Source organism: Streptomyces sp. NPDC006733 (assembly GCF_040636125.1).
Lineage (GTDB): Bacteria > Actinomycetota > Actinomycetes > Streptomycetales > Streptomycetaceae > Actinacidiphila.
Genome location: NZ_JBEYJD010000005.1, coordinates 99,765 through 125,530, shown reverse-complemented (window position 1 = coordinate 125,530; position 25,766 = coordinate 99,765). Strand labels below are relative to the sequence as shown.

General features: G+C 70.1%; 24 protein-coding genes and 1 tRNA gene. 24 read left to right on the top strand and 1 reads right to left on the bottom strand.

The window, feature by feature from the left end; all coding sequences use genetic code 11:
- Positions 1-133: 133 nt before the first annotated feature.
- Positions 134-205 (bottom strand) — tRNA-Arg (locus ABZ721_RS07070).
- Between the two features lie 209 nt (positions 206-414).
- On the opposite strand from ABZ721_RS07070, the gene ABZ721_RS07065 reads away from it, so the two are divergent.
- The 24 genes from ABZ721_RS07065 (at position 415) to ABZ721_RS06950 (ending at position 25,729) form a co-directional block, all read left to right on the top strand.
- Positions 415-858 carry a response regulator gene (locus ABZ721_RS07065; protein WP_358787656.1) on the top strand — a complete coding sequence of 148 codons (444 nt, stop codon included), beginning with the start codon at positions 415-417 and terminating at the stop codon, positions 856-858.
- A 77-nt stretch (positions 859-935) separates the two neighbouring features.
- Positions 936-1,937, top strand: coding sequence for an ArgS-related anticodon-binding protein NrtL (gene nrtL / locus ABZ721_RS07060; protein ID WP_358787563.1), 1,002 nt, complete (start codon positions 936-938; stop codon positions 1,935-1,937).
- A 14-nt stretch (positions 1,938-1,951) separates the two neighbouring features.
- Positions 1,952-3,343: a diaminopimelate decarboxylase gene (gene lysA / locus ABZ721_RS07055; protein WP_358787562.1), complete on the top strand. Its 1,392-nt coding sequence runs from the start codon at positions 1,952-1,954 to the stop codon at positions 3,341-3,343.
- A 112-nt stretch (positions 3,344-3,455) separates the two neighbouring features.
- The gene (locus ABZ721_RS07050; protein ID WP_358787561.1) at positions 3,456-4,748 is read left to right on the top strand and encodes a homoserine dehydrogenase; all 1,293 of its coding nucleotides are present in this window, start codon (positions 3,456-3,458) and stop codon (positions 4,746-4,748) included.
- 57 nt (positions 4,749-4,805) lie between these two features.
- Positions 4,806-5,870 (top strand): threonine synthase, encoded by a 1,065-nt coding sequence (gene thrC, locus ABZ721_RS07045; protein ID WP_358787655.1) that lies wholly within the window; start codon positions 4,806-4,808, stop codon positions 5,868-5,870.
- Positions 5,871-6,135: 265 nt separating this feature from the next.
- Positions 6,136-7,059, top strand: a complete 924-nt coding sequence (gene thrB / locus ABZ721_RS07040; protein WP_138355997.1) for a homoserine kinase — start codon at positions 6,136-6,138, stop codon at positions 7,057-7,059.
- A gap of 372 nt (positions 7,060-7,431) precedes the next feature.
- Positions 7,432-9,522, top strand: a complete 2,091-nt coding sequence (gene rho / locus ABZ721_RS07035; protein ID WP_358787560.1) for a transcription termination factor Rho — start codon at positions 7,432-7,434, stop codon at positions 9,520-9,522.
- Positions 9,523-9,779: 257 nt separating this feature from the next.
- On the top strand, positions 9,780-10,895 hold the full coding sequence (locus tag ABZ721_RS07030; RefSeq protein ID WP_358787559.1) for an LCP family protein: 1,116 nt from the start codon (positions 9,780-9,782) through the stop codon (positions 10,893-10,895).
- A 211-nt stretch (positions 10,896-11,106) separates the two neighbouring features.
- Entirely contained in the window at positions 11,107-11,334 is a 228-nt protein-coding gene (gene rpmE, locus ABZ721_RS07025) for a 50S ribosomal protein L31 (protein ID WP_138355974.1), read from the top strand.
- Between the two features lie 109 nt (positions 11,335-11,443).
- Positions 11,444-12,532 (top strand): peptide chain release factor 1, encoded by a 1,089-nt coding sequence (prfA, locus tag ABZ721_RS07020; RefSeq protein ID WP_358787558.1) that lies wholly within the window; start codon positions 11,444-11,446, stop codon positions 12,530-12,532.
- 66 nt (positions 12,533-12,598) lie between these two features.
- Entirely contained in the window at positions 12,599-13,444 is an 846-nt protein-coding gene (gene prmC / locus ABZ721_RS07015) for a peptide chain release factor N(5)-glutamine methyltransferase (protein ID WP_358787557.1), read from the top strand.
- Positions 13,445-13,502: 58 nt separating this feature from the next.
- Positions 13,503-14,150, top strand: a complete 648-nt coding sequence (locus ABZ721_RS07010; RefSeq protein ID WP_358787556.1) for an L-threonylcarbamoyladenylate synthase — start codon at positions 13,503-13,505, stop codon at positions 14,148-14,150.
- Positions 14,147-14,794, top strand: a complete 648-nt coding sequence (locus tag ABZ721_RS07005; RefSeq protein ID WP_269277315.1) for a protein-tyrosine-phosphatase — start codon at positions 14,147-14,149, stop codon at positions 14,792-14,794. The genes ABZ721_RS07010 and ABZ721_RS07005 overlap by 4 nt, the downstream gene beginning before the upstream one ends.
- Before the next feature lie 181 nt (positions 14,795-14,975).
- On the top strand, positions 14,976-16,226 hold the full coding sequence (gene glyA / locus ABZ721_RS07000; protein ID WP_358787654.1) for a serine hydroxymethyltransferase: 1,251 nt from the start codon (positions 14,976-14,978) through the stop codon (positions 16,224-16,226).
- A 159-nt stretch (positions 16,227-16,385) separates the two neighbouring features.
- Entirely contained in the window at positions 16,386-17,690 is a 1,305-nt protein-coding gene (locus ABZ721_RS06995) for an MraY family glycosyltransferase (RefSeq protein WP_358787555.1), read from the top strand.
- 261 nt (positions 17,691-17,951) lie between these two features.
- Positions 17,952-18,365, top strand: a complete 414-nt coding sequence (locus ABZ721_RS06990) for a hypothetical protein (RefSeq protein WP_358787554.1) — start codon at positions 17,952-17,954, stop codon at positions 18,363-18,365.
- A gap of 222 nt (positions 18,366-18,587) precedes the next feature.
- Positions 18,588-19,397 (top strand): F0F1 ATP synthase subunit A, encoded by an 810-nt coding sequence (gene atpB, locus ABZ721_RS06985; protein WP_358787553.1) that lies wholly within the window; start codon positions 18,588-18,590, stop codon positions 19,395-19,397.
- Positions 19,398-19,472: 75 nt separating this feature from the next.
- A complete protein-coding gene (gene atpE, locus ABZ721_RS06980) occupies positions 19,473-19,724 on the top strand; it encodes an ATP synthase F0 subunit C (protein WP_269277298.1) in 252 nt (83 codons plus the stop codon).
- 35 nt (positions 19,725-19,759) lie between these two features.
- Positions 19,760-20,305, top strand: a complete 546-nt coding sequence (locus tag ABZ721_RS06975) for a F0F1 ATP synthase subunit B (protein ID WP_358787653.1) — start codon at positions 19,760-19,762, stop codon at positions 20,303-20,305.
- The gene (locus ABZ721_RS06970; protein ID WP_358787552.1) at positions 20,302-21,117 is read left to right on the top strand and encodes a F0F1 ATP synthase subunit delta; all 816 of its coding nucleotides are present in this window, start codon (positions 20,302-20,304) and stop codon (positions 21,115-21,117) included. Before ABZ721_RS06975 ends, ABZ721_RS06970 begins: the two co-directional genes overlap by 4 nt.
- Before the next feature lie 124 nt (positions 21,118-21,241).
- The gene (gene atpA / locus ABZ721_RS06965) at positions 21,242-22,813 is read left to right on the top strand and encodes a F0F1 ATP synthase subunit alpha (protein ID WP_277440138.1); all 1,572 of its coding nucleotides are present in this window, start codon (positions 21,242-21,244) and stop codon (positions 22,811-22,813) included.
- 2 nt (positions 22,814-22,815) lie between these two features.
- Positions 22,816-23,742, top strand: coding sequence for a F0F1 ATP synthase subunit gamma (locus ABZ721_RS06960; RefSeq protein WP_358787551.1), 927 nt, complete (start codon positions 22,816-22,818; stop codon positions 23,740-23,742).
- 5 nt (positions 23,743-23,747) lie between these two features.
- Entirely contained in the window at positions 23,748-25,190 is a 1,443-nt protein-coding gene (atpD, locus tag ABZ721_RS06955; protein WP_358787550.1) for a F0F1 ATP synthase subunit beta, read from the top strand.
- A gap of 143 nt (positions 25,191-25,333) precedes the next feature.
- The gene (locus tag ABZ721_RS06950) at positions 25,334-25,729 is read left to right on the top strand and encodes a F0F1 ATP synthase subunit epsilon (protein ID WP_358787549.1); all 396 of its coding nucleotides are present in this window, start codon (positions 25,334-25,336) and stop codon (positions 25,727-25,729) included.
- Positions 25,730-25,766: the final 37 nt, after the last annotated feature.

Genomic DNA, 25,766 nt, shown 5'->3' with positions numbered 1-25,766 from the left:
CCGCGGCTGCGTGCGACGCTCCGCCCCGGGGGAGGGGCGGGCCTGTCCCGGTCCCTGAAGGCCCGGAAATACGAGAAGACCCCGTCCCCAGCGTTTCCGCTGGTTACGGGGTCTTCTGGCACTTCTCGCGAAGTGCCCCCGGCAGGATTCGAACCTGCGCACCCGGCTCCGGAGGCCGATGCTCTATCCCCTGAGCTACGGGGGCGTGTCGTCCGCAGTAGCGGTGACGGGTGAAACCCTACCAGCTTGTGCATGGTGCCTGGGTACAGGGTTTTGGGGTGTTGCCCGGTGGGCGGTAGCGCATGGGGTGGGGTGGGCGGGGGCGGGTTGGGAAAGGTCCCTCTCACGGGGAAGAAGTGGGCAAAACGCGGACGGATCGCGATGGCCCCGCCTACTCTTCGAGATGTGCCGGGCATGTCCGGCCGGGTGCTTGTGGTCGACGACAACAAGGTCATCCGGCAGCTGATCAGGGTCAATCTCGAGCTGGAGGGCTTCGAGGTCGTGACCGCGGCTGATGGTGCCGAATGCCTGGACATCGTGCACCGCGTGCAGCCCGATGTGATCACGCTCGACGTGGTGATGCCGCGGCTGGACGGGCTGCGTACCGCGGCCCGGCTGCGGGCCGACCCGCGGACGCGGGGGATCCGGATCGCGATCGTCAGCGCGTGTACCCAGCTGGAGGTCGAGCGCGGGGTGGCCGCCGGGGTGGACGCGTTCCTCGGGAAGCCGTTCGAGCCGTCCGATCTGGTGAACGTGGTGCGGCGGCTCGCGCTCGGCGGGCCCGCCGCTCCCGGCGCGCCCAGCAGTGAGGGAGCGCCCACCGAGGGCCAGGCCGCTGCGGCGCCCGGCAGCGGATGAGCTGAAACGCCTGGCCGGGCAGCTCCGCGGAGAAACCCGGTCGCATGGGTACCCCCCTCCTCGCCTACCCTTTCCGTGTGACCCCCGCCGAGCTCTCCCGTGCTGTGCTGAGCACGGTTCGCCGCGCCGTCGCGGCCGACGAGCTGCGGGTGGCCGTACCCGAGCGGATCAGTGTGCAGCGGCCGCCCCGGCCCGGGTGCGGTGACTACGCCACGAACGTCGCGCTGCAGCTCGCGGGCGCCGCGGGCCGTCCGTCGCGGGAGGTCGCGGAGGTGCTGCGCAAGCGGCTGGCGACCGAGCCCGGCATCGCGCAGGTGGTGATCGCCGGTCCCGGCTTCCTGAACATCACGCTCGACGTGGCCGCCTACGGGGACGTGGTGCGCAGGGTGCTGGAGCGCGGAGCGGCGTACGGCCACAGCGACGCGCTCGCCGGCACGTCCGTGACCCCCGTCCACGACGGTGAGGCGCGCGCCGCCGCCACCGCCGAGGCCCTGACGCTGCTGCTGCGCGCCTGCGGCGCCCAGGCCGGCGCCGGGCACCCCGAGTCCGTGCGCCCCCGTCCCGCCGGCGCCACCCCCGCCGAGCTCCGCGAGCGGCTCGGCGACGACGCCGCCCGCTGGGCGCTGCTGCGGCCCCCCGCCGACGACACGCCGTCCCTGGACGCCGCGGCGCTGCTCTCGCAGCGCGCCGGGAATCCGCTCTTCCGGGTGCGGTACGCGCACGCCAGGACCCGGGCGCTGCTGCGCAACGCCCACGATCTGGGCATCGAACCCTCCTCGGAGGCCGCGGACGGTACGTTTCACCATCCCGCGGAGACGGACCTCCTCGGCCTGATCGCCGACTACCCCCGTGTCATCGAGACCGCCGCCCGGCACCGCGCCCCCGATCGGGTCGCCCGCCACCTGGAACGGCTCGCCGACGCTTTCCTCCGCTTCCACGACGAGTGCCCGCCGCTGCCGCGCGGCGACGAGAAACCCTCGGCCGCCCACCGTGTCCGGCTGTCGCTCGCCGAAGCGACCGGCACGGTGCTGGCAGGCGGCCTGACCCTGCTCGGCATCAGCGCGCCAGAACATCTCTGAGGAGACAGAGTCCCGTGAGTAGATCCGCCCACCCCGCCGGGCCCCGCTACGCCGACGTGATGCCCGAGGGGCATTACACGGCGCCCCCCGCCGACCTGAACGTCCTCGATCCGCGGGTGTGGGCCCGTACGGTCACCCGCAACGCCGACGGCGCGGCCGAGGTGGGCGGTCTGGACGTGCGGGCGCTCGCCGAGGAGTTCGGGACGCCCGCGTACTTCCTCGACGAGGCCGACTTCCGGGCCCGCTGCCACGCGTGGCGCGAGGCGTTCGGCGAGGACGCCGACGTCTTCTACGCCGGGAAGGCGTTCTTGTCCCGGGCGGTCGTGAAGTGGCTGTTCGAGGAGGGGCTCAACCTCGACGTGTGCTCCGGCGGCGAGCTGGCGGTGGCGCTGTCCGCGGGCATGCCGGCCGACCGGATCGCGCTGCACGGCAACAACAAGTCGCAGGAGGAGATCGAGCGCGCCATCGAGGTGGGCGTCGGACGGATCGTCCTGGACTCGTTCCAGGAGATCGTCCGGGTCGCGCACACCGCCGAGCGGCTCGGCAAGCGCCAGCGGGTGCAGATCCGGGTGACCGTCGGCGTCGAGGCGCACACGCACGAGTTCATCGCGACGGCGCACGAGGACCAGAAGTTCGGGCTGGCGCTCGCCGGCGGGCAGGCGGCCGAGGCGGTGCGCCGGGTGCTGAAGCTCGACGCGCTGGATCTGGTCGGCATCCACTCGCACATCGGCTCGCAGATCTTCGACATGGCCGGCTTCGAGGTCGCCGCGCGCCGCGTGGTGTCGCTGCTGGCCGAGGTCCGCGACGAGCACGGCGTGGAGCTGCCCGAGATCGACCTCGGCGGCGGCCTCGGCATCGCGTACACGTCGGACGACGACCCGGCCGAGCCGCACGACATCGCCAAGGCGCTGCGGGAGATCGTCGCCCGCGAGTGCGAGGCGAACCGGCTGTCCGTGCCGCGGCTGTCGGTGGAGCCGGGGCGGGCGATCGTGGGCCCGACGGCGTTCACGCTGTACGAGGTGGGCACCGTCAAGCCGCTGGAGGGGCTGCGGACGTACGTGAGCGTGGACGGCGGGATGTCCGACAACATCCGTACCGCGCTGTACGACGCCGAGTACAGCGTCTCGCTGGTGTCGCGGACGTCCACGGCCGAGCCGATGCTCGCGCGGGTCGTCGGCAAGCACTGCGAGTCCGGCGACATCGTCGTCAAGGACGCGTTCCTGCCCGCCGACCTCGCGCCCGGCGATCTGCTCGCCGTCCCGGCGACGGGGGCGTACTGCCGTTCCATGGCGAGCAATTACAACCATGCTCTGCGGCCGCCCGTGGTGGCCGTGAATGATGGCGGGGCGCGGGTGATCGTGCGGCGTGAGACGGAGGACGATCTCCTGCGTCTCGACGTCGGCTGAAGTGAAATCTCAAAAACAGCGGGGCTGGTCTCACGCACCGGACAGGAGATGGATTCTCGCGTCCGGTGCGTGAGACTGGTCCTACCCCGAGAGATGTGAGAAACGAGGTCGGATGATGCGTACGCGTCCGCTGAAGGTGGCGCTGCTGGGCTGTGGTGTGGTCGGCTCAGAGGTGACGCGCATCATGACGACGCAGGGCGCCGATCTCGCCGCGCGGATCGGAGCCCCCGTCGAGCTGGCCGGAATCGCGGTGCGGCGTCCCAACCGGGTGCGCGCCGGCGTCCCCGCCGAGCTGCTCACCACCGACGCCACCGCCCTGGTCAAACGGGGCGACATCGACGTCGTCATCGAGGTGATCGGCGGCATCGAGCCGGTCCGCACCCTCATCACCACCGCCTTCGAGCACGGCGCGTCCGTGGTCAGCGCCAACAAGGCGCTGCTCGCCGCGGACGGCGCGACGCTGCACGCCGCCGCCGCCAAGCACAAGGTCGACCTCTACTACGAGGCCGCGGTCGCCGGCGCCATCCCGCTGATCCGCCCGCTGCGCGAGTCGCTGGCCGGCGACAAGATCAACCGCGTGATGGGCATCGTCAACGGCACGACGAACTTCATCCTCGACAAGATGGACTCCAGCGGCGCCGGCTACTCCGAGGCGCTCGACGAGGCCACCGCGCTCGGCTACGCCGAGGCCGACCCGACCGCCGACGTGGAGGGCTTCGACGCCGCCGCGAAGGCCGCGATCCTGGCCGGGATCGCCTTCCACACCCGTGTGACCATGGACGACGTCTACCGCGAGGGCCTCACCGAGGTCACCGCCGCCGACATCGCGTCCGCCAAGCGGATGGGCTGCACGGTCAAGCTGCTGGCCATCTGCGAGCGCACCGCGGACGGCCGCTCCGTCACCGCCCGGGTCCACCCGGCGATGATCCCGCTCAGCCACCCGCTGGCGAGCGTCCGCGAGGCGTACAACGCGGTCTTCGTCGAGGCGGAGGCCGCAGGCCAGCTCATGTTCTACGGTCCCGGCGCGGGCGGCGCACCCACCGCCTCCGCCGTACTCGGCGACCTCGTGGCCGCCTGCCGCAACAAACTGGCAGGCTCCACAGGCGCCGGCGAGTCCGCGTACACGCAACTGCCGGTGAGCCCGATGGGCGATGTGGTCACCCGCTACCACATCAGCCTTGACGTGGCGGACAAACCGGGCGTCCTCGCCCAGGTCGCCACCGTTTTCGCGGAACACGACGTGTCGATCGACACGGTCCGCCAGCAGGGCAAGGACGGCGAAGCGTCCCTCGTCGTCGTCACTCACCGTGCGCCCGACGCCGCCCTGTCGGCGACCGTCGGGGCACTGCGGAAGCTCGACACCGTACGCGGCGTCGCCAGCATCATGCGCGTGGAAGGGGAGTAACCCACTATGAACGCTGTCACCACCGAGTCTCCGAGCGGATCCACCGCGGGTCCCCGGATGTCCGGCACCCACCAGTGGCGCGGCATCATCCAGGAGTACCGCGACCGGCTGCCGGTCGCGCCGGACTCCCCGGTCGTCACGCTGCTGGAGGGTGGCACTCCGCTCGTTCCCGCGCAGCTGCTCTCCGAGCTGACCGGGTGCGACGTGTTCCTCAAGGTCGAGGGCGCCAACCCCACCGGCTCCTTCAAGGACCGCGGGATGACCATGGCGATCACCCGGGCCAAGGTGGAGGGCGCCAAGGCCGTCATCTGCGCCTCCACCGGCAACACCTCCGCGTCGGCGGCCGCCTACGCGGTGCGCGCCGGCATGGTCTGCGCGGTCCTGGTGCCGCAGGGCAAGATCGCCCTGGGCAAGATGGGCCAGGCGCTGATCCACGGCGCCAAGATCCTCCAGGTCGACGGCAATTTCGACGACTGCCTGGACCTGGCGCGCGGGCTGTCGGAGAAGTACCCGGTCGCACTGGTCAATTCGGTCAACCCGGTACGTATCGAGGGCCAGAAGACCGCCGCGTTCGAGATCGTCGACGCGCTCGGCGACGCGCCCGACCTCCATCTGCTTCCGGTCGGCAACGCGGGCAACATCACCGCCTACTGGCGCGGCTACCGCGAGTACGCGGACGACAAGGTCTCGACGCGCAAGCCGCGCATGTGGGGATTCCAGGCGTCCGGTTCCGCGCCGATCGTCAACGGCGCCCCGGTCCGCAGCCCGCAGACCATCGCGACCGCGATCCGGATCGGCAACCCGGCCTCCTGGCAGTTCGCCGAGGAGGCGCGGGACGACTCCGGCGGCCTGATCGAAGCGGTGACCGACCGTCAGATCCTCTCGGCGTACCGGCTGTTGGCAGCCAAGGAGGGCGTCTTCGTGGAGCCCGCCTCGGCCGCGTCGGTGGCCGGGCTGCTCAAGGCGCTCGAAGAGGGCAAGGTCGACCCGGGCCAGCGGATCGTCTGCACCGTGACCGGCAACGGCCTCAAGGACCCGGACTGGGCGGTCGCCGGCGCGCCCCAGCCGGTCACCGTGGCGGTCGACGCGGACGCCGCGGCCGAGAAGCTCGGACTGGCCTGACGGAGCCCCGTGGGACAGGGGCGCACGGAGAAGCTCGCGACACGCATCGCGCGCTGTTCGTGCGCCCTATGTCGCAGCAGAACCTTCCTTCGATAGGCTGACCCCTACCGGCGCCGCAGTGCGCCGATCCGGTTCATGCCAGAGGCATTGCCGCTCCCGCCGCTCACCGCAGCCCCGCCGTACATCGCCAATGGCTCGGCATTCCGGGGCAGAACAGCACTTCTGCACAAGAAACAAGCACCAGCACAAGGAGAATCGTCGAACGATGGCCGGTCCCGCCTTCCGCGCCGCCGCGGTCCGAGTGCGCGTCCCCGCGACCAGCGCCAACCTCGGCCCCGGCTTTGACGCCTTCGGCCTGGCGCTGGGCCTTTACGACGATGTGGTGGTCCGGGTCGCCGACTCCGGGCTGCACGTGGACATCGCGGGCGAGGGCGCCGAGAACCTGGCCCGCGACGAGAAGCACCTGGTGGTGCGCTCCATGCGGACCGCCTTCGACCTGCTCGGCGGACAGCCGCGCGGCCTGGAGGTGGTCTGCGCCAACCGCATCCCGCACGGCCGCGGCCTGGGTTCCTCGTCCGCCGCGATCTGCGCCGGGATCATGGCCGCCCGCGCGGTGACCATAGGCGGCCCCGAGCGTCTCGACGACGCCGCGCTGCTGGAACTGGCCACCGAGATCGAGGGCCACCCCGACAACGTCGCCGCCTGTCTGCTCGGCGGCTTCACCCTCGCCTGGACCGAGTCCGGCGCCGCCCGCGCGATCCGGATGGATCCGGCGGCCTCCGTCGTCCCGGTGGTCTTCGTCCCGTCCAAGCCCGTCCTGACCGAAGTCGCGCGCGGCCTGCTGCCGCGCACCGTCCCCCATGTGGACGCGGCGGTGAACGCGGGCCGGGCCGCGCTGCTGGTGGAGGCGCTCACCCGCCGCCCCGAGCTGCTGCTTCCCGCCACCGAGGACCGGCTGCACCAGGACTACCGCGCACCCGCCATGCCCGAAAGTGTGGCTCTGGTGAACCGGCTGCGTGCCGACGGCGTCCCTTCAGTCATCTCGGGAGCGGGGCCCACGGTCCTCGCGCTGACCGAGGAGGGCGCCGCCGACAAAGTCTCCCGGCTCGCGGGGGAGGGGTGGGCGGCGAACCGCCTGGCCCTCGACGCGGCAGGGGCCTGTGTGCTGCCCCTCGCAGTGGGGCAGTGACACGATTGCCGGTTGAAGAGAGGGGGAATGTTTGTTGGATCCGGTAGTGTTAATGTCAAGCCTGCACTCGACGGACCATGCACACGAATGGTGCCGAAGTGCACGCAGAAGTGATCTGTGTCCCTTCTGGGGACCGCCACTCTTCCGGGAGCCTCCCACACTGCCTGAGCATCCCGCCTAAGCAGTGTCGAGCACGCTCCGGAGTCGGCGCGAATAATCTCCTTCACCGTTCGCGTCGGAACCATGTTGTATTTCTGCCGCCATCAGGCGGACCATCGCCCCGGCTCTGAGCAGCGGAAACGCCCAGATCCGGACAGCACAACCGGTCGCCGAGCCAGACAGGCCGACGTCCGCTCCAGGGAAGGACCCTTCGTGAGCGACACCACCGATCTGATGGGCGTGCGCGCAGACGCCGCGCCCGCTCCGGACGCCGCTGCCGCGCCTGCCACCGGTGCTGCCCCCAAGCGCCGCCGGTCGGGGACCGGCCTCGACGGCATGGTCCTGGCAGAGCTGCAGCAGCTTGCCTCCGGTCTCGGTATCAAGGGCACCGCGCGGATGCGCAAGAGCCAGCTGATCGAGACGATCAAGGAGACCCAGGCCGGCAAGGGCGGGGCCACCAGCGCTCCCTCCAAGGCCGCCGCGGTCGCCGGCACGGCGACCGCCGAGCCCGTTGCCGAGAAGCCGAAGCGCCGGGCGACCTCCCGGGCCCGCACGGTGGAGAGCTCCGAGCCCGCTGCCGCGGCTCCGGCCGCCGCCGCGCCGTCCGAGGCGAAGCAGATCGAAATCCCCGGCCAGCCCGCCGGTGAGCAGCCCAAGGCCGGTCGGGGCGAGCGCGGCAACGAGCGCGCCGAGGCCGCCGCGGACACCGCCGAGGGCAAGTCCGCCGACGGCAGGGCCGCGTCCGGCGAGGACCGCCAGGACCGCCAGCGCGGTCAGCGCGGCGACCGGCAGAACGACCGCCGCGAGCGCCAGGAGCGGCAGCGCGAGCGCCGCAACAACCGGGGCGACGACAACGGCGCGGGCGCCGCGGGAGGCGCGGAGGGCGGCAACCGCCAGAACCGCGGTGGCAACCAGGGCGGCCAGAGCCAGGGCGGCGGCCAGGGCCAGAACCCGCAGGGCCAGAGCCAGGGCCGCGACCAGGGCGCGCAGAGCCAGGGCCGCGACCAGGGCCGTGACCAGAGCCAGGGTCAGAACGCGCAGGACGACGACGAGTTCGGCGACGGCCGCGGCCGCCGTCGTGGCCGCTACCGCGACCGCCGCGGCCGGGGCAGCAACCGCCGCGACGAGCAGCAGCAGTTCGGCAACGAGCCGACGGTCAACGACGACGACGTCCTGATCCCCGTCGCGGGCATCCTGGACATCCTCGACAACTACGCGTTCATCCGGACCTCCGGCTACCTGCCGGGTCCGAACGACGTGTACGTCTCGCTGGCCCAGGTCCGCAAGAACGGCCTGCGCAAGGGTGACCACGTCACCGGCGCCGTCCGGCAGCCCAAGGACGGCGAGCGCCGCGAGAAGTTCAACGCGCTGGTCCGGCTGGACTCGGCGAACGGCATGGCGGCCGACTCCGGCCGCGGCCGTCCGGAGTTCCAGAAGCTGACCCCGCTCTACCCGCAGGACCGGCTCCGCCTGGAGACCGACCCGGGCGTGCTGACGACCCGGATCATCGACCTGGTCGCGCCGATCGGCAAGGGCCAGCGCGGTCTGATCGTGGCTCCGCCGAAGACCGGTAAGACCATGATCATGCAGGCCATCGCCAACGCGATCACGGTCAACAACCCCGAGTGCCACCTGATGGTCGTCCTGGTCGACGAGCGTCCGGAAGAGGTCACCGACATGCAGCGGTCGGTGAAGGGCGAGGTCATCTCCTCGACCTTCGACCGCCCGGCCGAGGACCACACCACCGTCGCCGAGCTGGCCATCGAGCGCGCCAAGCGTCTCGTCGAGCTGGGTCACGACGTGGTCGTCCTGCTGGACTCGATCACCCGTCTGGGCCGCGCGTACAACCTCGCGGCGCCGGCCTCCGGCCGCATCCTGTCCGGTGGTGTCGACTCGACCGCGCTCTACCCGCCGAAGCGCTTCTTCGGTGCGGCGCGCAACATCGAGGACGGCGGCTCGCTGACCATCCTGGCCACCGCTCTGGTCGAGACCGGCTCGCGCATGGACGAGGTGATCTTCGAGGAGTTCAAGGGCACCGGCAACATGGAGCTCAAGCTCGACCGCAAGCTCGCCGACAAGCGCATCTTCCCCGCGGTGGACGTCGACCCGTCCGGTACCCGCAAGGAAGAGATCCTGCTCGACCGCGACGAGCTCGCGATCGTCTGGAAGCTCCGCCGGGTGCTGCACGCGCTCGACTCCCAGCAGGCGATCGAGCTGCTGCTGGACAAGATGAAGCAGACGAAGTCGAACGCCGAGTTCCTCATGCAGATCGCGAAGACGACGCCGGGGAACAACAACGACTGACGATTTCGTCCCTTTTGAGACGTTTGTCATACGACATACGCCGTAGAAGGGCTGTACAACGCGTGAGAACGGGCTCTCGGGGTCCCCGCAAGGGGCGCCTGAGAGCCCGTTCTCATGTTCGGGGTGCACACTCGGCAGGAACCACGTCGGACGATCCACCGTCTGACAGGACAGAACGAGCCACGCCTGAGCGACACAGCTGGGGGTAGCAGCACACCGACGAGACGGACGAGGACTGAGGGGCCATGGCGGACGACATGAGCGATACGCGGGGCACGAACGGCACGTCCGGCTCCGCTCCCGCCTCCGGCCGTCGCCGGCGGCCCCCGCCGCGCCGCCGTCCGCTGCGAATAGCCACCTGGGTCGTCGCGGGAGTCGTCCTCGCGGGCGGCGCCGGAGCCGGCTACCTGTACTTCAAGCTCAACGGCAACATCAAGGGCGTCGACATCAACCAGGCGCTCGGTGACGACCGCCCCGCGCAGGTCGACAACGGCTCCGAGGACATCCTCGTCCTCGGCTCGGACTCCCGCGCCGGAGCGAACAACAAGTACGGCGCGGACGAGGGCAGCGCCCGCTCCGACACCGCGATGATCGTCCACCTCTACGAGGGCCGGAAGACGGCCAGCGTGGTGAGCATCCCGCGCGACACCCTGATCACCCGCCCCGAGTGCTCGAAGACCGGCGGCGGCACCTCGCCCGAGGCGCACAAGGTCATGTTCAACGAGTCGTACGAGCTCGGTGGCCCGGCGTGCGCGGTCAAGACCGTCGAATCCATGACGGGGATCCGCATGGACCACTACATCGAGGTCGACTTCACCGGCTTCAAGGGCCTGATCGACGCCCTCGGCGGGGTCCCGATCACCACCACGAAGGCGATACACGACAAGTCCAGCCACCTGGACCTGGCGGCCGGCACCCACACGCTCAACGGCGAGCAGTCGCTCGGCCTGGTCCGCACCCGGCACGGCGTGGCCGACGGCAGCGACCTGGGCCGCATACAGCTGCAGCAGGCGTTCATGAAGGCGCTCATGGACCGGGTGAACGGCCTGGGCGTGCTGTCGAACCCCGCCAAGCTCATCAAGGTCGCCGACCGGGCCACCAGGGCCATCACCACCGACTCGGAGCTGGCCTCCGTCAGCGGCCTCAAGGGCCTGGCCGAGAGCCTCGGGGGCCTGAAGTCCGAGCACATCACCATGGTGACGCTGCCGGTCCAGTACGCGAAGAGCGACGCGAACCGCGTCGAGCCGCTGGACGCGCAGGCCGCGCTGGTCTGGCAGGCGCTCAAGGCGGACCAGCCGATACCGGCCGCCGCCACCAAGGGGTCCGCGGGCGCCGACACCGAGGCCCAGGGCGTCGTCGGATCGGGCTCCTGACGCTCGCGGGAGGCCCGCGGAAGGTTCCCGGGACGCCCGCGGGATGCTCCCGGTACCCCCTCGGCGGCCCTCGCGGGCCCCGGGAATGAATTCCGCCGACCTCTCGTTTTGGGAGATACGGCCAGTGCTGGCAGACTGGACCGCTGGCCCCGGTTCACGTGACGCAAACCCGCTCCACGACCCGGCGCCCTCCCGAACCTAGGAGCATCCCTTGAAGCGCGAAATCCACCCCGAGTACGTCGAGACCCAGGTCACCTGCACCTGTGGCGCGTCGTTCACGACCCGCAGCACCGAGAAGAGCGGCGTGATTCGCGCCGACGTCTGCTCCGCGTGCCACCCGTTCTACACGGGCAAGCAGAAGATCCTCGACACCGGTGGCCGCGTGGCCCGCTTCGAGGCCCGCTTCGGCAAGAAGGCCGCCGGGTCCGCCCAGAAGTAGCGACCCGAAAGCGCCGGTTCTCGGCCCCCCGACTCGTCGGGGGACCGGACCGGCGCTTTGTCGTCCGGTACCGATAGCAGTCCAGGGTTGTTCAGGAGAGGCACAGCAGATGTTCGAGGCAGTCGAGGAACTGATCGGCGAGCACGCCGACCTCGAGAAGCGGCTCGCCGATCCCGCGGTACACGCGGATCAGGCCAACGCCCGCAAGCTCAACAAGCGCTACGCCGAGCTGACGCCCATCATCGGCACCTACCGGTCCTGGAAGCTGACGGGCGAGGACATCGAGACCGCCCGTGAGTTCGCCCAGGACGATCCGGACTTCGCGGCCGAGCTGAAGGTGCTGGACAAGCAGCGCGCCGAGCTGACCGAGAAGCTCCGGCTGCTGCTGGTGCCGCGCGACCCGCACGACGAGAAGGACGTCATCCTCGAGGTCAAGGCCGGAGAGGGCGGCGAGGAGTCCGCGCTGTTCGCCGGCGACCTGCTGCGGATGTACCTGCGGTACGCCGAGCGCGTCGGCTGGAAGACCGAGATCATCGAGGCCAACGAGTCCGACCTCGGCGGCTACAAGGACGTCCAGGTCGCCGTGAAGACCAAGGGCGGCAACGGGGCCACCGAGCCCGGTCAGGGCGTCTGGGCGCGGCTGAAGTACGAGGGCGGGGTGCACCGCGTGCAGCGGGTGCCCGCCACCGAGTCGCAGGGCCGCATCCACACCTCCGCGGCCGGCGTGCTCGTCACGCCCGAGGCCGAGGAGGTCGAGGTCGAGATCGGCCCGAACGACCTGCGCATCGACGTGTACCGCTCGTCGGGCCCCGGCGGGCAGTCCGTCAACACCACCGACTCCGCGGTGCGCATCACGCACCTGCCGTCCGGTCTGGTGGTCTCCTGCCAGAACGAGAAGAGCCAGCTCCAGAACAAGGAGTCGGCGATGCGTATCCTGCGTTCCAGGCTGCTCGCCGCCGCGCAGGAGGAAGCCGACCAGGAGGCCTCCGACGCGCGCCGCAGCCAGGTCCGCACGGTGGACCGCTCGGAGCGGATCCGGACGTACAACTACCCCGAGAACCGCATCTCGGACCACCGCGTCGGCTTCAAGGCGTACAACTTGGACCAGGTCCTCGACGGGGACCTCGACGCGATGATCCAGGCGTGTGTCGATGCCGACTCCGCCGCCAAGCTGGCCGCGGCCGGCGACGCCGGCTGACACCGGCCGCGACACCGGTCGTAGCGCCGGGGGACCGGCCACAGCGAGCTAACAGGAGGGCAATCAGTGAACGTGCTGCTCGCCGAGGTGGCGCAGGCCGCCCAGCGGCTGGCCGACGCCGGCGTGCCGTCCCCGCGCTTCGACGCGGAGGAACTGGCCGCGTACGTGCACGGCGTCAAGCGCGGCGAGCTGCACTCGGTCGCCGACTCCGAGTTCGACGCCCGCTACTGGGAGGCGGTCGCCCGCCGCGAGGCCCGCGAGCCGCTCCAGCACATCACCGGGCGCGCCTTCTTCCGGTACCTGGAGCTGCAGGTCGGGCCCGGCGTGTTCGTCCCGCGTCCCGAGACGGAGTCCGTCGTCGGCTGGGCGATAGACGCCGTGCGGGCCATGGACGTGGCCGAGCCGCTGATCGTGGACCTGTGCACCGGCTCCGGCGCGATCGCGCTGGCGCTGGCCCAGGAGGTGCCGCGCTCGCGCGTGCACGCCGTGGAGCTGTCGGAGGCGGCCCTGGAATGGGCCCGCAAGAACATCGAGGGAAGCAAGGTCCAGCTGGAGCAGGGGGACGCGCTCACCGCGTTCCCCGAGCTCAACGGCCAGGTGGACCTCGTCATCAGCAATCCGCCGTACATCCCGCTCACCGAGTGGGAGTACGTGCAGCCCGAAGCGCGTGACCACGACCCCGAACTGGCCCTCTTCTCCGGTGAGGACGGCCTCGACACCATCCGCGGCATCGAGCGCACGGCGCACCGGCTGCTGCGGCCGGGCGGTGTCGTCGTGATCGAGCACGCGGACTCGCAGGGCGGCCAGGTTCCGTGGATCTTCAAGGAGGACGCCGGCTGGGCCGACGCCGCCGACCACCCCGACCTGAACAACCGGCCCCGCTTCACCACAGCCCGCAAGGCGACGCCATGATGGCGCGGGTCAACTGCACGCACGGCGCCGCAGCGGCGCACAGCCTGGAGGTCAGCTAATGGCACGGCGTTACGACTGCTCGGACGCGACCGACCGCGCCGCCGGACTGCGCGAAGCGACGTCCGCCATCAAACGCGGTGAGCTCGTCGTGCTGCCCACCGACACCCTGTACGGCATCGGCGCGGACGCGTTCGACGCGCAGGCCGTCGGCGATCTGCTGGAGGCCAAGGGGCGCGGCCGCAACATGCCCTCCCCGGTGCTGATCGGCTCCCCGAACACGCTGCACGGCCTCGTCACGGACTTCTCCGAGCAGGCCTGGGAGCTCGTCGACGCCTTCTGGCCCGGCGCGCTCACCCTCGTCGCCAAGCACCAGCCGTCCCTGAGCTGGGACCTCGGCGACACCCGTGGCACCGTCGCCGTCCGGATGCCGCTGCACCCCGTCGCGATCGAACTGCTGACCGCCACCGGCCCGCTCGCCGTGTCCAGCGCCAACCTGACCGGCCACCGTTCCCCCGAGGACTGCGACGCCGCCCAGGAGATGCTCGGCGACTCCGTCGCGGTGTACCTGGACGCCGGGCCGACGCCCGCCACGGTCCCGTCGTCCATCGTCGACGTGACCGGAAAGATCCCGGTGCTGCTGCGGGCCGGCGCGATCAGCGCCGACCAGCTGCGCGAGGTCGTACCCGACCTGGAGGAGCGCAATTGACCGCGCCCGAAAGGCGTGGCATACCGGGGCTGCCTGGTCAAAGGGACGACCGCTTCCGCATCCTCCACGTCTGCACCGGCAATGTCTGCCGCTCGCCGATCGCCGAGCGGCTGACCCGCCACGAGCTGACGCTGCGGCTCGGTGACGGCGCCGACGGCATCCTCGTCGAGTCCGCCGGCACGTGGGGGCACGAAGGCGCGCCCATGGAGGCGCACGCCGCCGCCGTGCTGACCGAGTACGGCGCCGACGCGTCCGGGTTCATCGGCCGCGAGCTGCTCGACGACCACGTCATCGACGCCGACCTGGTGCTCACCGCGACCCGCGACCACCGGGCGCAGGTCATCTCGATGGGGCACGCGGCGGGGCTGCGCACCTTCACGCTGAAGGAGTTCACCCGGCTGGTGCGGGCGATAGACCCCGCGACCCTGCCCGAGGGCACCGTGTCCGACCGCGCCCGTGCGCTGGTGCGTGCGGCCGCCGCGCTGCGCGGCTGGCTGCTGGCCCCGAGCGCGGAGGCGGACGAGGTCTACGACCCCTACGGCGCCCCCATCGGGTTCTTCCGCAACATCGGCGAGGAGATCCACAGCTCCCTCGACCCGGTCGTCACCGCGCTGACCGGAATCCGCACCCCGACACCGCGCTAGAGCCCCGCCGGAGCCGCCGGCAGGCCGGGCGCGGCGGGATCCGGCCGTGATCCCGCGCTCGCCGGGCGCGTCGGCGGTGGCGCCCCTACAGTGGGGTGCAGTTACCCGACCCTCCTGCGGGAGTCCTGCCATGCCGGTCGCCGAACGCCCCGTACAGACCCCGCCGCGGCCCGCCGCCCGGATGTGGCAGCCCGACTTCGACGCACTGCGGCGGCAGGACCCGGAGCTGGCCGGCGCGCTGCTGGCCGAGCTGGACCGGCAGAGCACGACGCTGCAGCTGATCGCGGGGGAGAACTTCACCTCGTCCGCTGTCCTGGCCGCGCTCGGCTCGCCGCTCGCCAACAAGTACGCCGAGGGGTACCCCGCCCGCCGCCACCACTCCGGGTGCGAGCTGGTGGACGTCGCGGAGCGGCTGGCGGTGGAGCGCGCCACCGGCCTGTTCGGCGCCGCGCACGCCAACGTGCAGCCGTACTCCGGCTCCTCCGCCGTCCTGGCCGCGTACGCGGCGCTGCTGGTCCCGGGCGACAAGGTGCTCGCGATGGCGCTGCCGCACGGCGGCCACCTGACGCACGGCTCGCAGGCGAACTTCTCCGGTCGCTGGTTCCGCTTCGTCGGCTACGGCGTGACGCCTCCTGGAGCCCCGGACGGCGGCGGCCTGATCGATTACGACCAGGTGCGGGCGCTGGCCCGGGAGCACCGCCCCAAGGCGATCGTGTGCGGTGCCATCGCGTACCCCCGGCACATCGACTACCGGCTGTTCCGGGAGATCGCCGACGAGGTCGACGCGTACCTGATCGTGGACGCCGCGCACACCCTGGGCCTGGTGGCCGGCGGCGCCGCCCCGAACCCGGTGCCGTACGCCGACGTCGTCTGCGCCACCACCCACAAGGTGCTGCGCGGGCCGCGCGGCGGCCTGATCCTGTGCGGCGCCGAGCTGGCCCAGCGCATCGACCGCGCGGTCTTCCCGTTCTCGCAGGGCGGCCCGCACCTGCACTCGATCGCCGCGAAGGCGGCGGCCTTCGCCGAGGCCGCGACCCCGGCGTTCGCCGCGTACGCCCACCAGGTCGTCGCCAACGCGCGGCTGCTGGCCGACGCGCTCGCCGCCGAGGGGATGACGGTCACCACCGGCGGCACCGACACCCACATGATCACCGCCGACGTCACCCCACTGGGTGTCACCGGCGTACAGGCCAGGGGGCGCTGCGCCGCCGCCGGGATCGTTCTCGACAAGTACGCGCTGCCGTACGACCTGCAGCCGTGCGACACCGGCTCCGGCATCCGGATCGGCACCGCCGCGGTGACCACCCAGGGCATGGCGGAACCGGAGATGCCGCAGGTCGCGTCCCTGATCGCCCGCGCGCTGCGCGAGGAGCCAGGGCTCGCCGCCGAGGTCGTGCGACTCGTCGGGGGCTTCCCGCCGTACCCGGCCTGAACGCCGTCGCGGGGCCCCGGGAACCACGGCCGCACCCTGTGAGTCTTCGCAGATGTTCGCAGCCGCGCGGACGACGCCACTAAGGTGTGACGCTGTGAGGACCTGCCCGACGCCCCTGGAGCACCGCTTCTCCCGGCCGACCCTGCCGGAGGCAGCCCTGTGCGCGAGTATCTGCTGACGCTGTGTGTGACCGCCGCCGTCACGTATCTCCTGACGGGCCCGGTGCGGAAGTTCGCCATCGCGGCCGGCGCCATGCCGGAGATCCGTGAGCGGGACGTGCACCGGGAACCGACCCCCAGGCTCGGCGGGATCGCGATGTTCGGCGGGCTCTGCGCGGGTCTGCTGGTCTCCTCGCACCTGTGGAACCTCAGCAGCGTCTTCGAGCTGTCCAACGAGCCGCGGGCGCTGCTCTCCGGAGCCGGTCTGATCTGGCTGCTGGGCGTGCTGGACGACAAGTGGGGCGTGGACGCCCTGATCAAGCTCGGCGCCCAGATGATCGCCGCGGGCGTCATGGTGCTGCAGGGTCTGACGATCCTGTGGCTGCCGGTCCCCGGTGTGGGCACCGTCTCGCTGTCGCCGATCCAGTCCACGCTGCTCACCGTCGCGCTGGTCGTGATCACCATCAACGCCGTCAACTTCGTCGACGGCCTGGACGGGCTGGCGTCCGGCATGGTCGCCATCGCCGCCATCGCGTTCTTCATGTACGCGTACCGCATGTGGTACGGCTACGGCGTGGAGGCTGCCGCCCCCGCGACGCTGTTCAGTGCCATCCTGATCGGGATGTGCCTGGGCTTCCTGCCGCACAACCTGCACCCGGCCCGGATCTTCATGGGCGACTCCGGCTCGATGCTGATCGGCCTGGTCCTCGCCTCGTCCGCGATCTCCATCACCGGCCAGGTGGACCCTGACGCGATCACCGACATGACGGGGTCGACCCGGGAGACCGTGCACTTCATGGTGCCGGTCTACATGCCGCTGCTGCTGCCGCTCACCCTGATCGCGATTCCGGCCGCCGACCTGGTGCTGGCCATCGTGCGCCGCACCTGGAACGGCCAGTCGCCGTTCGCGGCCGACCGCGGCCACCTGCACCACCGGCTGCTGGAGATCGGGCACTCGCACAGCCGGGCCGTGCTGATCATGTACTTCTGGTCGGCGCTGATCGCGTTCGGCGCGGTCGCCTTCTCGCTCAACTCCTCCAGCCTGTGGATCGTGGTCGTGATCATGGTGCTCAGCGCCATCGGCCTGGTCGTGCTGCTGCTGCCCCGCTTCCGCCCGCGCGCCCCGCGCTGGGCCGAGTCGTTCGTGCCGCCCCGCTACCGCCGCAGGCGCCGTACGACGCAGGCCGCGCAGCTCGCCGCCGAGCAGCTGATCCGCTCCGGCGGAGCGGCCGGCGTGCACGGTTCGACGGCGATCGGCGACCGCTCGCGGCTGCCCGACCGACGCCCGGTCGACAGCCGCCGGTAACCGGCCGTTCGCCTGTACCAGATAGAGGGTGCGACGTCAGCGTGATGACACGCCAAGTACGCCTTCCGTGTGACAGGCAGCACACTTACAAGGTAAAGACCGCATCAAATACTTTGTGATACCGTTCACGAAACCCGGGAAACAAGCCGAAAGACCCCAGTGCGACGGTCTTCCGGCGTGAGGCACGTCCTCGGTCCGGGTCTACGCTCGTCTCCGACGACCAGCCGCTTTCCCCCAACTCCCGCCGGAGGAGCTGCCACCATGCAGTCCAACGACGTCCGAATGTTCCTTCACTGCGCTGTCCCCTCTGCCGCCGCCGGTGTCATCGCCGTCGTTGTCAGCGGAGTGCTCGCCGGTGGCAAGGGAGCACTCGGCGCCGCCTTCGGCGCGTTCGTGGTCATCGCGTTCATGTCGATCGGCCTGTTGGTGCTGCAGCGAGTGGCGAAGTCCTACCCGGCGCTATTCCAGATGATGGGTCTCGCGCTGTACACGACCCAGATCCTGCTGCTCGCGGTGGTCCTCGCGGTGTTCAAGAACACCGGGTTGTTCAACCAGCGGGCCTTCGCCTTCGCCCTTCTCGGCACCACTCTCGTCTGGATCGCCGCACAGGCCCGCGCCCATATGAAGGCGAAGATCCTGTATGTCGAGCCGGAATCCGCCGGGTCCACGTCGTGAACCGTAGGGCCGGTGTAAAGCCTTCCCCGCTCATTTGCTATCGTCCGGTCTCAACTGCGGCACGGCCGGCGCGGGTGGCGGAGCTGCCCGCACGGCCTCTCGGCGCCAAGCCGATGAGCCGCCCCCATTTCTGCCAGACCAGTCCAGTGCCGTTCCGTGGCTGTACGCCGCGCCGACACATCGAGGTTGCCGTACCCATGCGCCACGCTGAAGGAGCTCGCGGTGAGTGCTGACCAGGTTCTCGCCTTCGAGACCAACTGCCACATCTTCGACGGGTGCGGCTTCCCGGCTCCCGGCCTGCACTCCTTCCTTTTCGAGCCGATCTTCAGCATCGGCAGCTTCGACTTCAACAAGCCGATGCTGCTGGCCCTGCTGAGCACCGTGCTCATCGTCGGGTTCTTCTGGGCGGCCTTCAACAAGCCGAAGATGATTCCCGGCAAGCTCCAGATGGTGGGCGAGGCGGGCTACGACTTCGTCCGCCGCGGCATCGTCTACGAGACGCTCGGCAAGCGGGAGGGCGAGAAGTACGTCCCCCTGATGGTCTCGCTGTTCTTCTTCGTCTGGATCATGAACCTCTGGTCGATCATTCCGGTCGCCCAGTTCCCGGTGACGGCGATCATCGCCTTCCCGGTCGGCCTGGCCGGGATCGTGTACGTCCTGTGGATGTACCTGACGTTCAAGAAGCACGGCCTCGTGGGCGGCTTCAAGAACATCACCGGCTACGACCCGTCGCTGGGCAAGGTCCTGCCGCTGTCGATGACCATCGAGTTCTTCTCGAACGTGCTGGTGCGTCCGTTCACGCACGCGGTCCGGCTCTTCGCGAACATGTTCGCGGGCCACACGCTGCTGCTGCTGTTCACGATCGCCAGCTGGTACCTGCTCAACGGGATCGGCATCGCGTACGCGGGCGTCTCGTTCGTCATGACGATCGTCATGACGGCCTTCGAGCTCTTCATCCAGGCCGTTCAGGCGTACGTCTTCGTGCTCCTGGCCACCTCGTATGTCCAGGGCGCGCTCGCCGAGCACCACTGATCACCGCGCCTCCCAGCCCAACAGATGTCCGGTGGCCAACCCCCACCGGTCCGTGAAAGAGAAGGAAGAACCGGCATGTCCGCTCTCGCGCAGACCCTCGCCGCTGGCGTCGAAATCAAGGGCAACCTCGGCTCGATCGGCTACGGCCTCGCCGCCATCGGTCCCGGCGTCGGCATCGGCATCATCTTCGGCAACGGCACCCAGGCCCTCGCCCGTCAGCCTGAGGCTGCCGGCCTGATCCGCGCCAACCAGATCCTCGGCTTCGCCTTCTGTGAGGCGCTCGCCCTCATCGGTCTGGTCATGCCGTTCGTCTACCCGACCAGCTGATTACGGCACTAGCCCCTTTGACGGAAGGCACTGATGTGATCGCCCTGGTACAGATGGCGGCCGAGGAGGCGGAAAACCCCCTCATCCCGCCGATCCCCGAGCTCATCATCGGCCTGATTGCCTTCGCCCTCGTCTTCGGCTTCCTCGCCAAGAAGCTCCTCCCGAACATCAACAAGGTTCTGGACGAGCGTCGCGAGGCCATCGAAGGCGGTATGGAGAAGGCCGAGGCCACCCAGGCCGAGGCGCAGCAGACGCTCGAGCAGTACCGCGAGCAGCTCTCCGAGGCCCGGCACGAAGCCGCGCGACTGCGCCAGGAGGCGCAGGAGCAGGGTGCCGCGCTCATCGCGGAGATGCGTGCGGAAGGCCAGCGTCAGCGCGAGGACATTGTCACGGCCGGCCACGCGCAGATCGCGGCCGACCGCAAGGCAGCCGCGCAGGCGCTGCGCCAGGACGTGGGCAAGCTCGCCACCGACCTGGCCGGCAAGCTCGTCGGCGAGTCCCTCGAGGACACCGCCCGCCAGAGCCGCACCATCGACCGCTTCCTCGACGAGCTCGAGGAGAAGGCCGAGGCCACGCGATGAACGGCGCGAGCCGCGAGGCGCTGGCCGCCGGACGCGAGCAGCTCGACGCGCTGACGGACAACACGTCCGTCGACGCGGCGAAGCTCGGGGGAGAGCTGGCTTCCGTCACGGGGCTGCTCGACCGCGAGGGATCGCTGCGTCGTGCCCTGACCGACCCGGCGAAGACCGGCGAGGCCAAGGCGGGACTGGCCCGGCAGCTGCTCGGCAACCAGATCGGCGGAGAGACCCTCGACCTCGTGTCGGGCCTGGTCCGCTCCCGCTGGTCCCGGTCGCGCGACCTGACGGACGCGGTGGAGGAGCTTTCCTACGCCGCGGACCTGGTCGCCGCCCAGCGCACCGGCGCTCTCGACGACGTCGAGGACGAGCTGTTCCGCTTCGGCCGGATCGTCTCCGCCAGCAGTGAGCTGCGGGCCGCGCTGACCGACAAGGTCGTCGCGACCTCGGCCAAGGCCGAGCTGCTGCGCTCGCTGCTCGACGGCCGGGTCAACCCGGTCACCGAGCGGCTGGTCGCCCGGCTTGTCACCCACCCGCGGGGACGTAGCCTGGAAGCAGGGCTCGAAGCCCTGTCCAAGCTGGCAGCCGCCCGCCGTAATCGGATGGTCGCGGTGGTGGTCTCGGCCGTACCGCTGACCGACCAGCAGAAGCAGCGCCTCGGCGCCGCGCTGGCCAAGCTGTACGGCCGGCAGGTGCACCTGAACCTCGACGTGGACCCGACGGTCCTCGGCGGGATCACGGTGCGCGTAGGCGAAGAGGTCATCAACGGCACCATCGCCGACCGCCTCGAAGAGGCGGCCCGGCGGATGGCCGGCTGAGACCAGCCACCAACTCAAGAGCATGACCGCGGCCCGAGTTGGGCCGTAGCGCGGTGCCTGCCGGGGACGACCCCCAGGCACCCGCAGGAAACTTCGGGCCCAACAAGGAGAGCAGGGAACCCAGATGGCGGAGCTCACGATCCGGCCGGAGGAGATCCGGGACGCGCTGGAGACCTTTGTCCAGTCGTACCAGCCGGACGCCGCCTCGCGCGAGGAGGTCGGCACGGTCAGCGAGGCCGGTGACGGCATCGCGAAGGTCGAGGGTCTTCCCTCGGCCATGGCGAACGAACTGCTGAAGTTCGAGGACGGGACCCTCGGTCTCGCGCTCAACCTCGAAGAGCGCGAAATCGGCGCGATCGTCCTCGGCGAGTTCAGCGGTATCGAGGAGGGCCAGCCGGTGCGACGCACCGGAGAGGTCCTGTCCGTCGCAGTCGGCGAGGGTTACCTGGGCCGGGTCGTCGACCCGCTCGGCAACCCGATCGACGGCCTCGGCGAGATCGAGACGGACGCCCGTCGCGCACTGGAGCTGCAGGCTCCCGGCGTCATGGTGCGTAAGTCGGTGCACGAGCCGATGCAGACCGGCCTCAAGGCCGTCGACGCGATGGTGCCGATCGGCCGCGGTCAGCGTCAGCTGATCATCGGCGACCGCCAGACGGGCAAGACCGCCCTGGCTGTCGACACGATCATCAACCAGCGCGACAACTGGCGTTCCGGCGACCCGAAGAAGCAGGTCCGCTGCATCTACGTCGCCATCGGCCAGAAGGGCTCCACCATCGCGTCCGTGCGCGGTGCGCTGGAGGAGGCGGGCGCTCTCGAGTACACGACGATCGTCGCGGCTCCGGCGTCCGACCCGGCCGGCTTCAAGTACCTCGCCCCGTACACCGGTTCGGCCATCGGCCAGCACTGGATGTACCAGGGCAAGCACGTCCTGATCGTCTTCGACGACCTGTCGAAGCAGGCCGACGCCTACCGCGCCGTCTCCCTGCTGCTCCGCCGCCCGCCGGGCCGCGAGGCGTACCCGGGTGACGTCTTCTACCTGCACTCCCGTCTGCTCGAGCGCTGCGCGAAGCTCTCGGACGACATGGGCGCGGGTTCGATGACCGGTCTGCCGATCGTCGAGACCAAGGCGAACGACGTGTCGGCGTTCATTCCGACCAACGTCATCTCCATCACCGACGGCCAGTGCTTCCTGGAGTCCGACCTGTTCAACGCGGGCCAGCGCCCGGCGCTGAACGTCGGTATCTCGGTCTCCCGCGTCGGCGGCAGCGCCCAGCACAAGGCCATGCGCCAGGTGTCCGGCCGACTGCGTGTCGACCTCGCCCAGTACCGCGAGCTGGAGGCGTTCGCCGCCTTCGGTTCCGACCTGGACGCGGCGTCGAAGGCGCAGCTGGAGCGCGGCAAGCGGATGGTCGAGCTGCTGAAGCAGGGCCAGTACGCGCCGTACTCGGTCGAGGACCAGGTCGTCTCCATCTGGGCCGGCACCACCGGCAAGATGGACGACGTCCCGGTCGAGGACATCCGCCGCTTCGAGCGGGAGCTCCTCGACTACATGGGCCGCGAGCACAAGGGTCTGATGAACAGCATCGTCGAGGGCGCGAAGATGTCCGACGACACGCTGCAGGCGCTTGCCGAGTCCGTTGCCACCTTCAAGCAGCAGTTTGAGACGTCGGACGGCAAGCTCCTGGGTGAGGGCTGAGCATGGGAGCCCAGCTCAGGGTCTACAAGCGTCGCATCAAGTCGGTAACCGCGACGAAGAAGATCACCAAGGCGATGGAGATGATCGCCGCCTCGCGCATCGTCAAGGCGCAGCGCCAGGTGGCGGCATCGGGTCCGTACGCGACCGAGCTCACCCGCGCGGTGACCGCGGTCGCCACGGGCTCCAACACCCAGCACGCCCTGACCACCGAGGTCGAGTCGCCCACCCGGGTCGCGGTCCTGCTCATCACGAGCGACCGCGGCCTGGCCGGCGGGTACTCGTCCAACGCGATCAAGGCTGCGGACCGGCTCACCGAGCGGCTTCGCTCGGAGGGCAAGGAGGTCGACTCGTACCTCGTCGGCCGCAAGGCCGTCGCGTACTACAACTTCCGTGAGCGGAAGGTCGAGGAGTCCTGGACGGGCTTCACCGACCAGCCGTCCTACGGAGACGCCAAGGCGATCGCCGCACCGCTGATCGAGTCGGTGCTGCGGGAGACGGCCGAGGGCGGTGTGGACGAGCTCCACATCGTGTTCACCGAGTTCGTCTCGATGATGCTGCAGACGCCGGTGGAGAACCGGCTGCTGCCGCTCAGCCTCGACGCGGAGGCGCGGGAGGCGCAGGAGGAGTCGCACGCCAAGGGAGAGATCCTGCCGCTGTACGACTTCGAGCCGTCGGCTGAGGGCGTCCTCGACGCCCTGCTGCCGCGGTACGTCGAGAGCCGTATCTACAACGCACTGCTGCAGGCCGCCGCTTCCGAGCACGCTGCCCGCCGTCGCGCGATGAAGTCGGCGACCGACAACGCCGGAGACCTCGTCAAGAAGCTCTCCCGGCTTGCCAACGCGGCCCGCCAGGCCGAAATCACCCAGGAAATCAGCGAGATCGTCGGTGGCGCGAGCGCCCTCGCCGACGCTAGCGCGGGGAGTGACTAACCACTATGACCACCACTGTTGAAACGGCCACGGCTACTGGCCGCGTCGCTCGGGTCATCGGCCCGGTCGTCGACGTGGAGTTCCCCGTCGACGCGATGCCGGAGATCTACAACGCTCTGCACGTCACGGTCGCCGACCCGGCGCACGACGGCGAGCTCAAGACGCTGACCCTGGAAGTCGCCCAGCACCTGGGCGACGGCCTGGTCCGCACCATCTCGATGCAGCCCACCGACGGTCTGGTCCGCCAGTCCCCGGTGACCAACACGGGCTCGGGCATCACCGTCCCCGTGGGCGACGTCACCAAGGGCAAGGTGTTCAACACCCTTGGCGAGATCCTGAACGTGGACCCGTCCACGGTCGAGATCACGGAGCGCTGGCCGATCCACCGCAAGGCGCCCTCGTTCGACCAGCTCGAGTCGAAGACCGAGATGTTCGAGACCGGCGTCAAGGTCATCGACCTGCTGACCCCGTACGTCAAGGGCGGCAAGATCGGTCTGTTCGGTGGTGCCGGTGTCGGCAAGACCGTGCTGATCCAGGAAATGATCTACCGCGTCGCCAACAACCACGACGGTGTGTCGGTGTTCGCGGGCGTCGGTGAGCGTACCCGTGAGGGCAACGACCTCATCGAGGAGATGACCGAGTCCGGCGTCATCGACAAGACCGCGCTGGTCTTCGGCCAGATGGACGAGCCCCCGGGCACCCGTCTGCGCGTGGCGCTTGCCGGTCTGACCATGGCGGAGTACTTCCGCGATGTTCAGGGCCAGGACGTGCTCTTCTTCATCGACAACATCTTCCGGTACACCCAGGCGGGCTCGGAGGTGTCCACCCTGCTCGGCCGCATGCCGTCCGCGGTGGGTTACCAGCCGAACCTGGCCGACGAGATGGGCATCCTCCAGGAGCGCATCACGTCGACCCGCGGTCACTCGATCACCTCGATGCAGGCGATCTACGTCCCCGCGGACGACCTGACCGACCCGGCCCCGGCGACGACCTTCGCCCACCTGGACGCGACGACCGTTCTGTCGCGTCCGATCTCGGAGAAGGGCATCTACCCGGCGGTCGACCCGCTGGACTCGACGTCCCGGATCCTGGACCCGCGCTACATCGCGCAGGACCACTACGACTGCGCCATGCGCGTCAAGGGCATCCTGCAGAAGTACAAGGACCTCCAGGACATCATCGCGATCCTCGGCATCGACGAGCTGGGTGAGGAAGACAAGCTCACCGTCTTCCGCGCCCGTCGGATCGAGCGCTTCCTGTCGCAGAACACCCACGTGGCGAAGCAGTTCACCGGTGTGGACGGCTCCGACGTGTCGCTCGACGAGTCGATCACGGCGTTCAACGCCATCGCCGACGGTGACTACGACCACTTCCCCGAGCAGGCGTTCTTCATGTGCGGCGGTATCGAGGACCTGGTGCGCAACGCCAAGGAGCTCGGCGTCAGCTGAGTCCGGCGGTAGGACGCGCGGGGGGTGGACGGTGCGTAGGACAGCGCCTTTCACCCCCCGCGCACCCGCGGGAGCGGGCCCTTGGCGGCGACGCCGGGGAAACCTCCACTATTCTTTGACCCAACACCCGCCGGAAGCGGTGGGTGCCGAACCGAGGAGCCGTCTTGGCTGAGCTGCACGTCGAGCTGGTCGCAGCGGACCGCAGTGTCTGGTCCGGCGAAGCCACCATGGTCATCGCGCGCACCCCGTCCGGTGACATCGGCGTCATGCCGGGGCACCAGCCGCTGCTTGGTGTGCTGCTGTCCGGTCCTGTGACGATCCGTACGAACGACGGTGGCACCGTGGTCGCCGCCGTACACGGTGGATTCCTCTCCTTCGCCGACAACAAGCTCTCGGTGCTCGCCGAGATCGCGGAGCTCGCCGACGAGATCGACGTCGCGCGTGCCGAGCGGGCTCTGGAGCGTTCCAAGGCCGACACCGACGCCGCCGCCGAGCGGCGCGCGGAGGTCCGGCTGGCCGCCGTTGCGAGCGGTCACTGAGCGGATTCACCTGGATGCCGCGGACAGCCCATGGGGC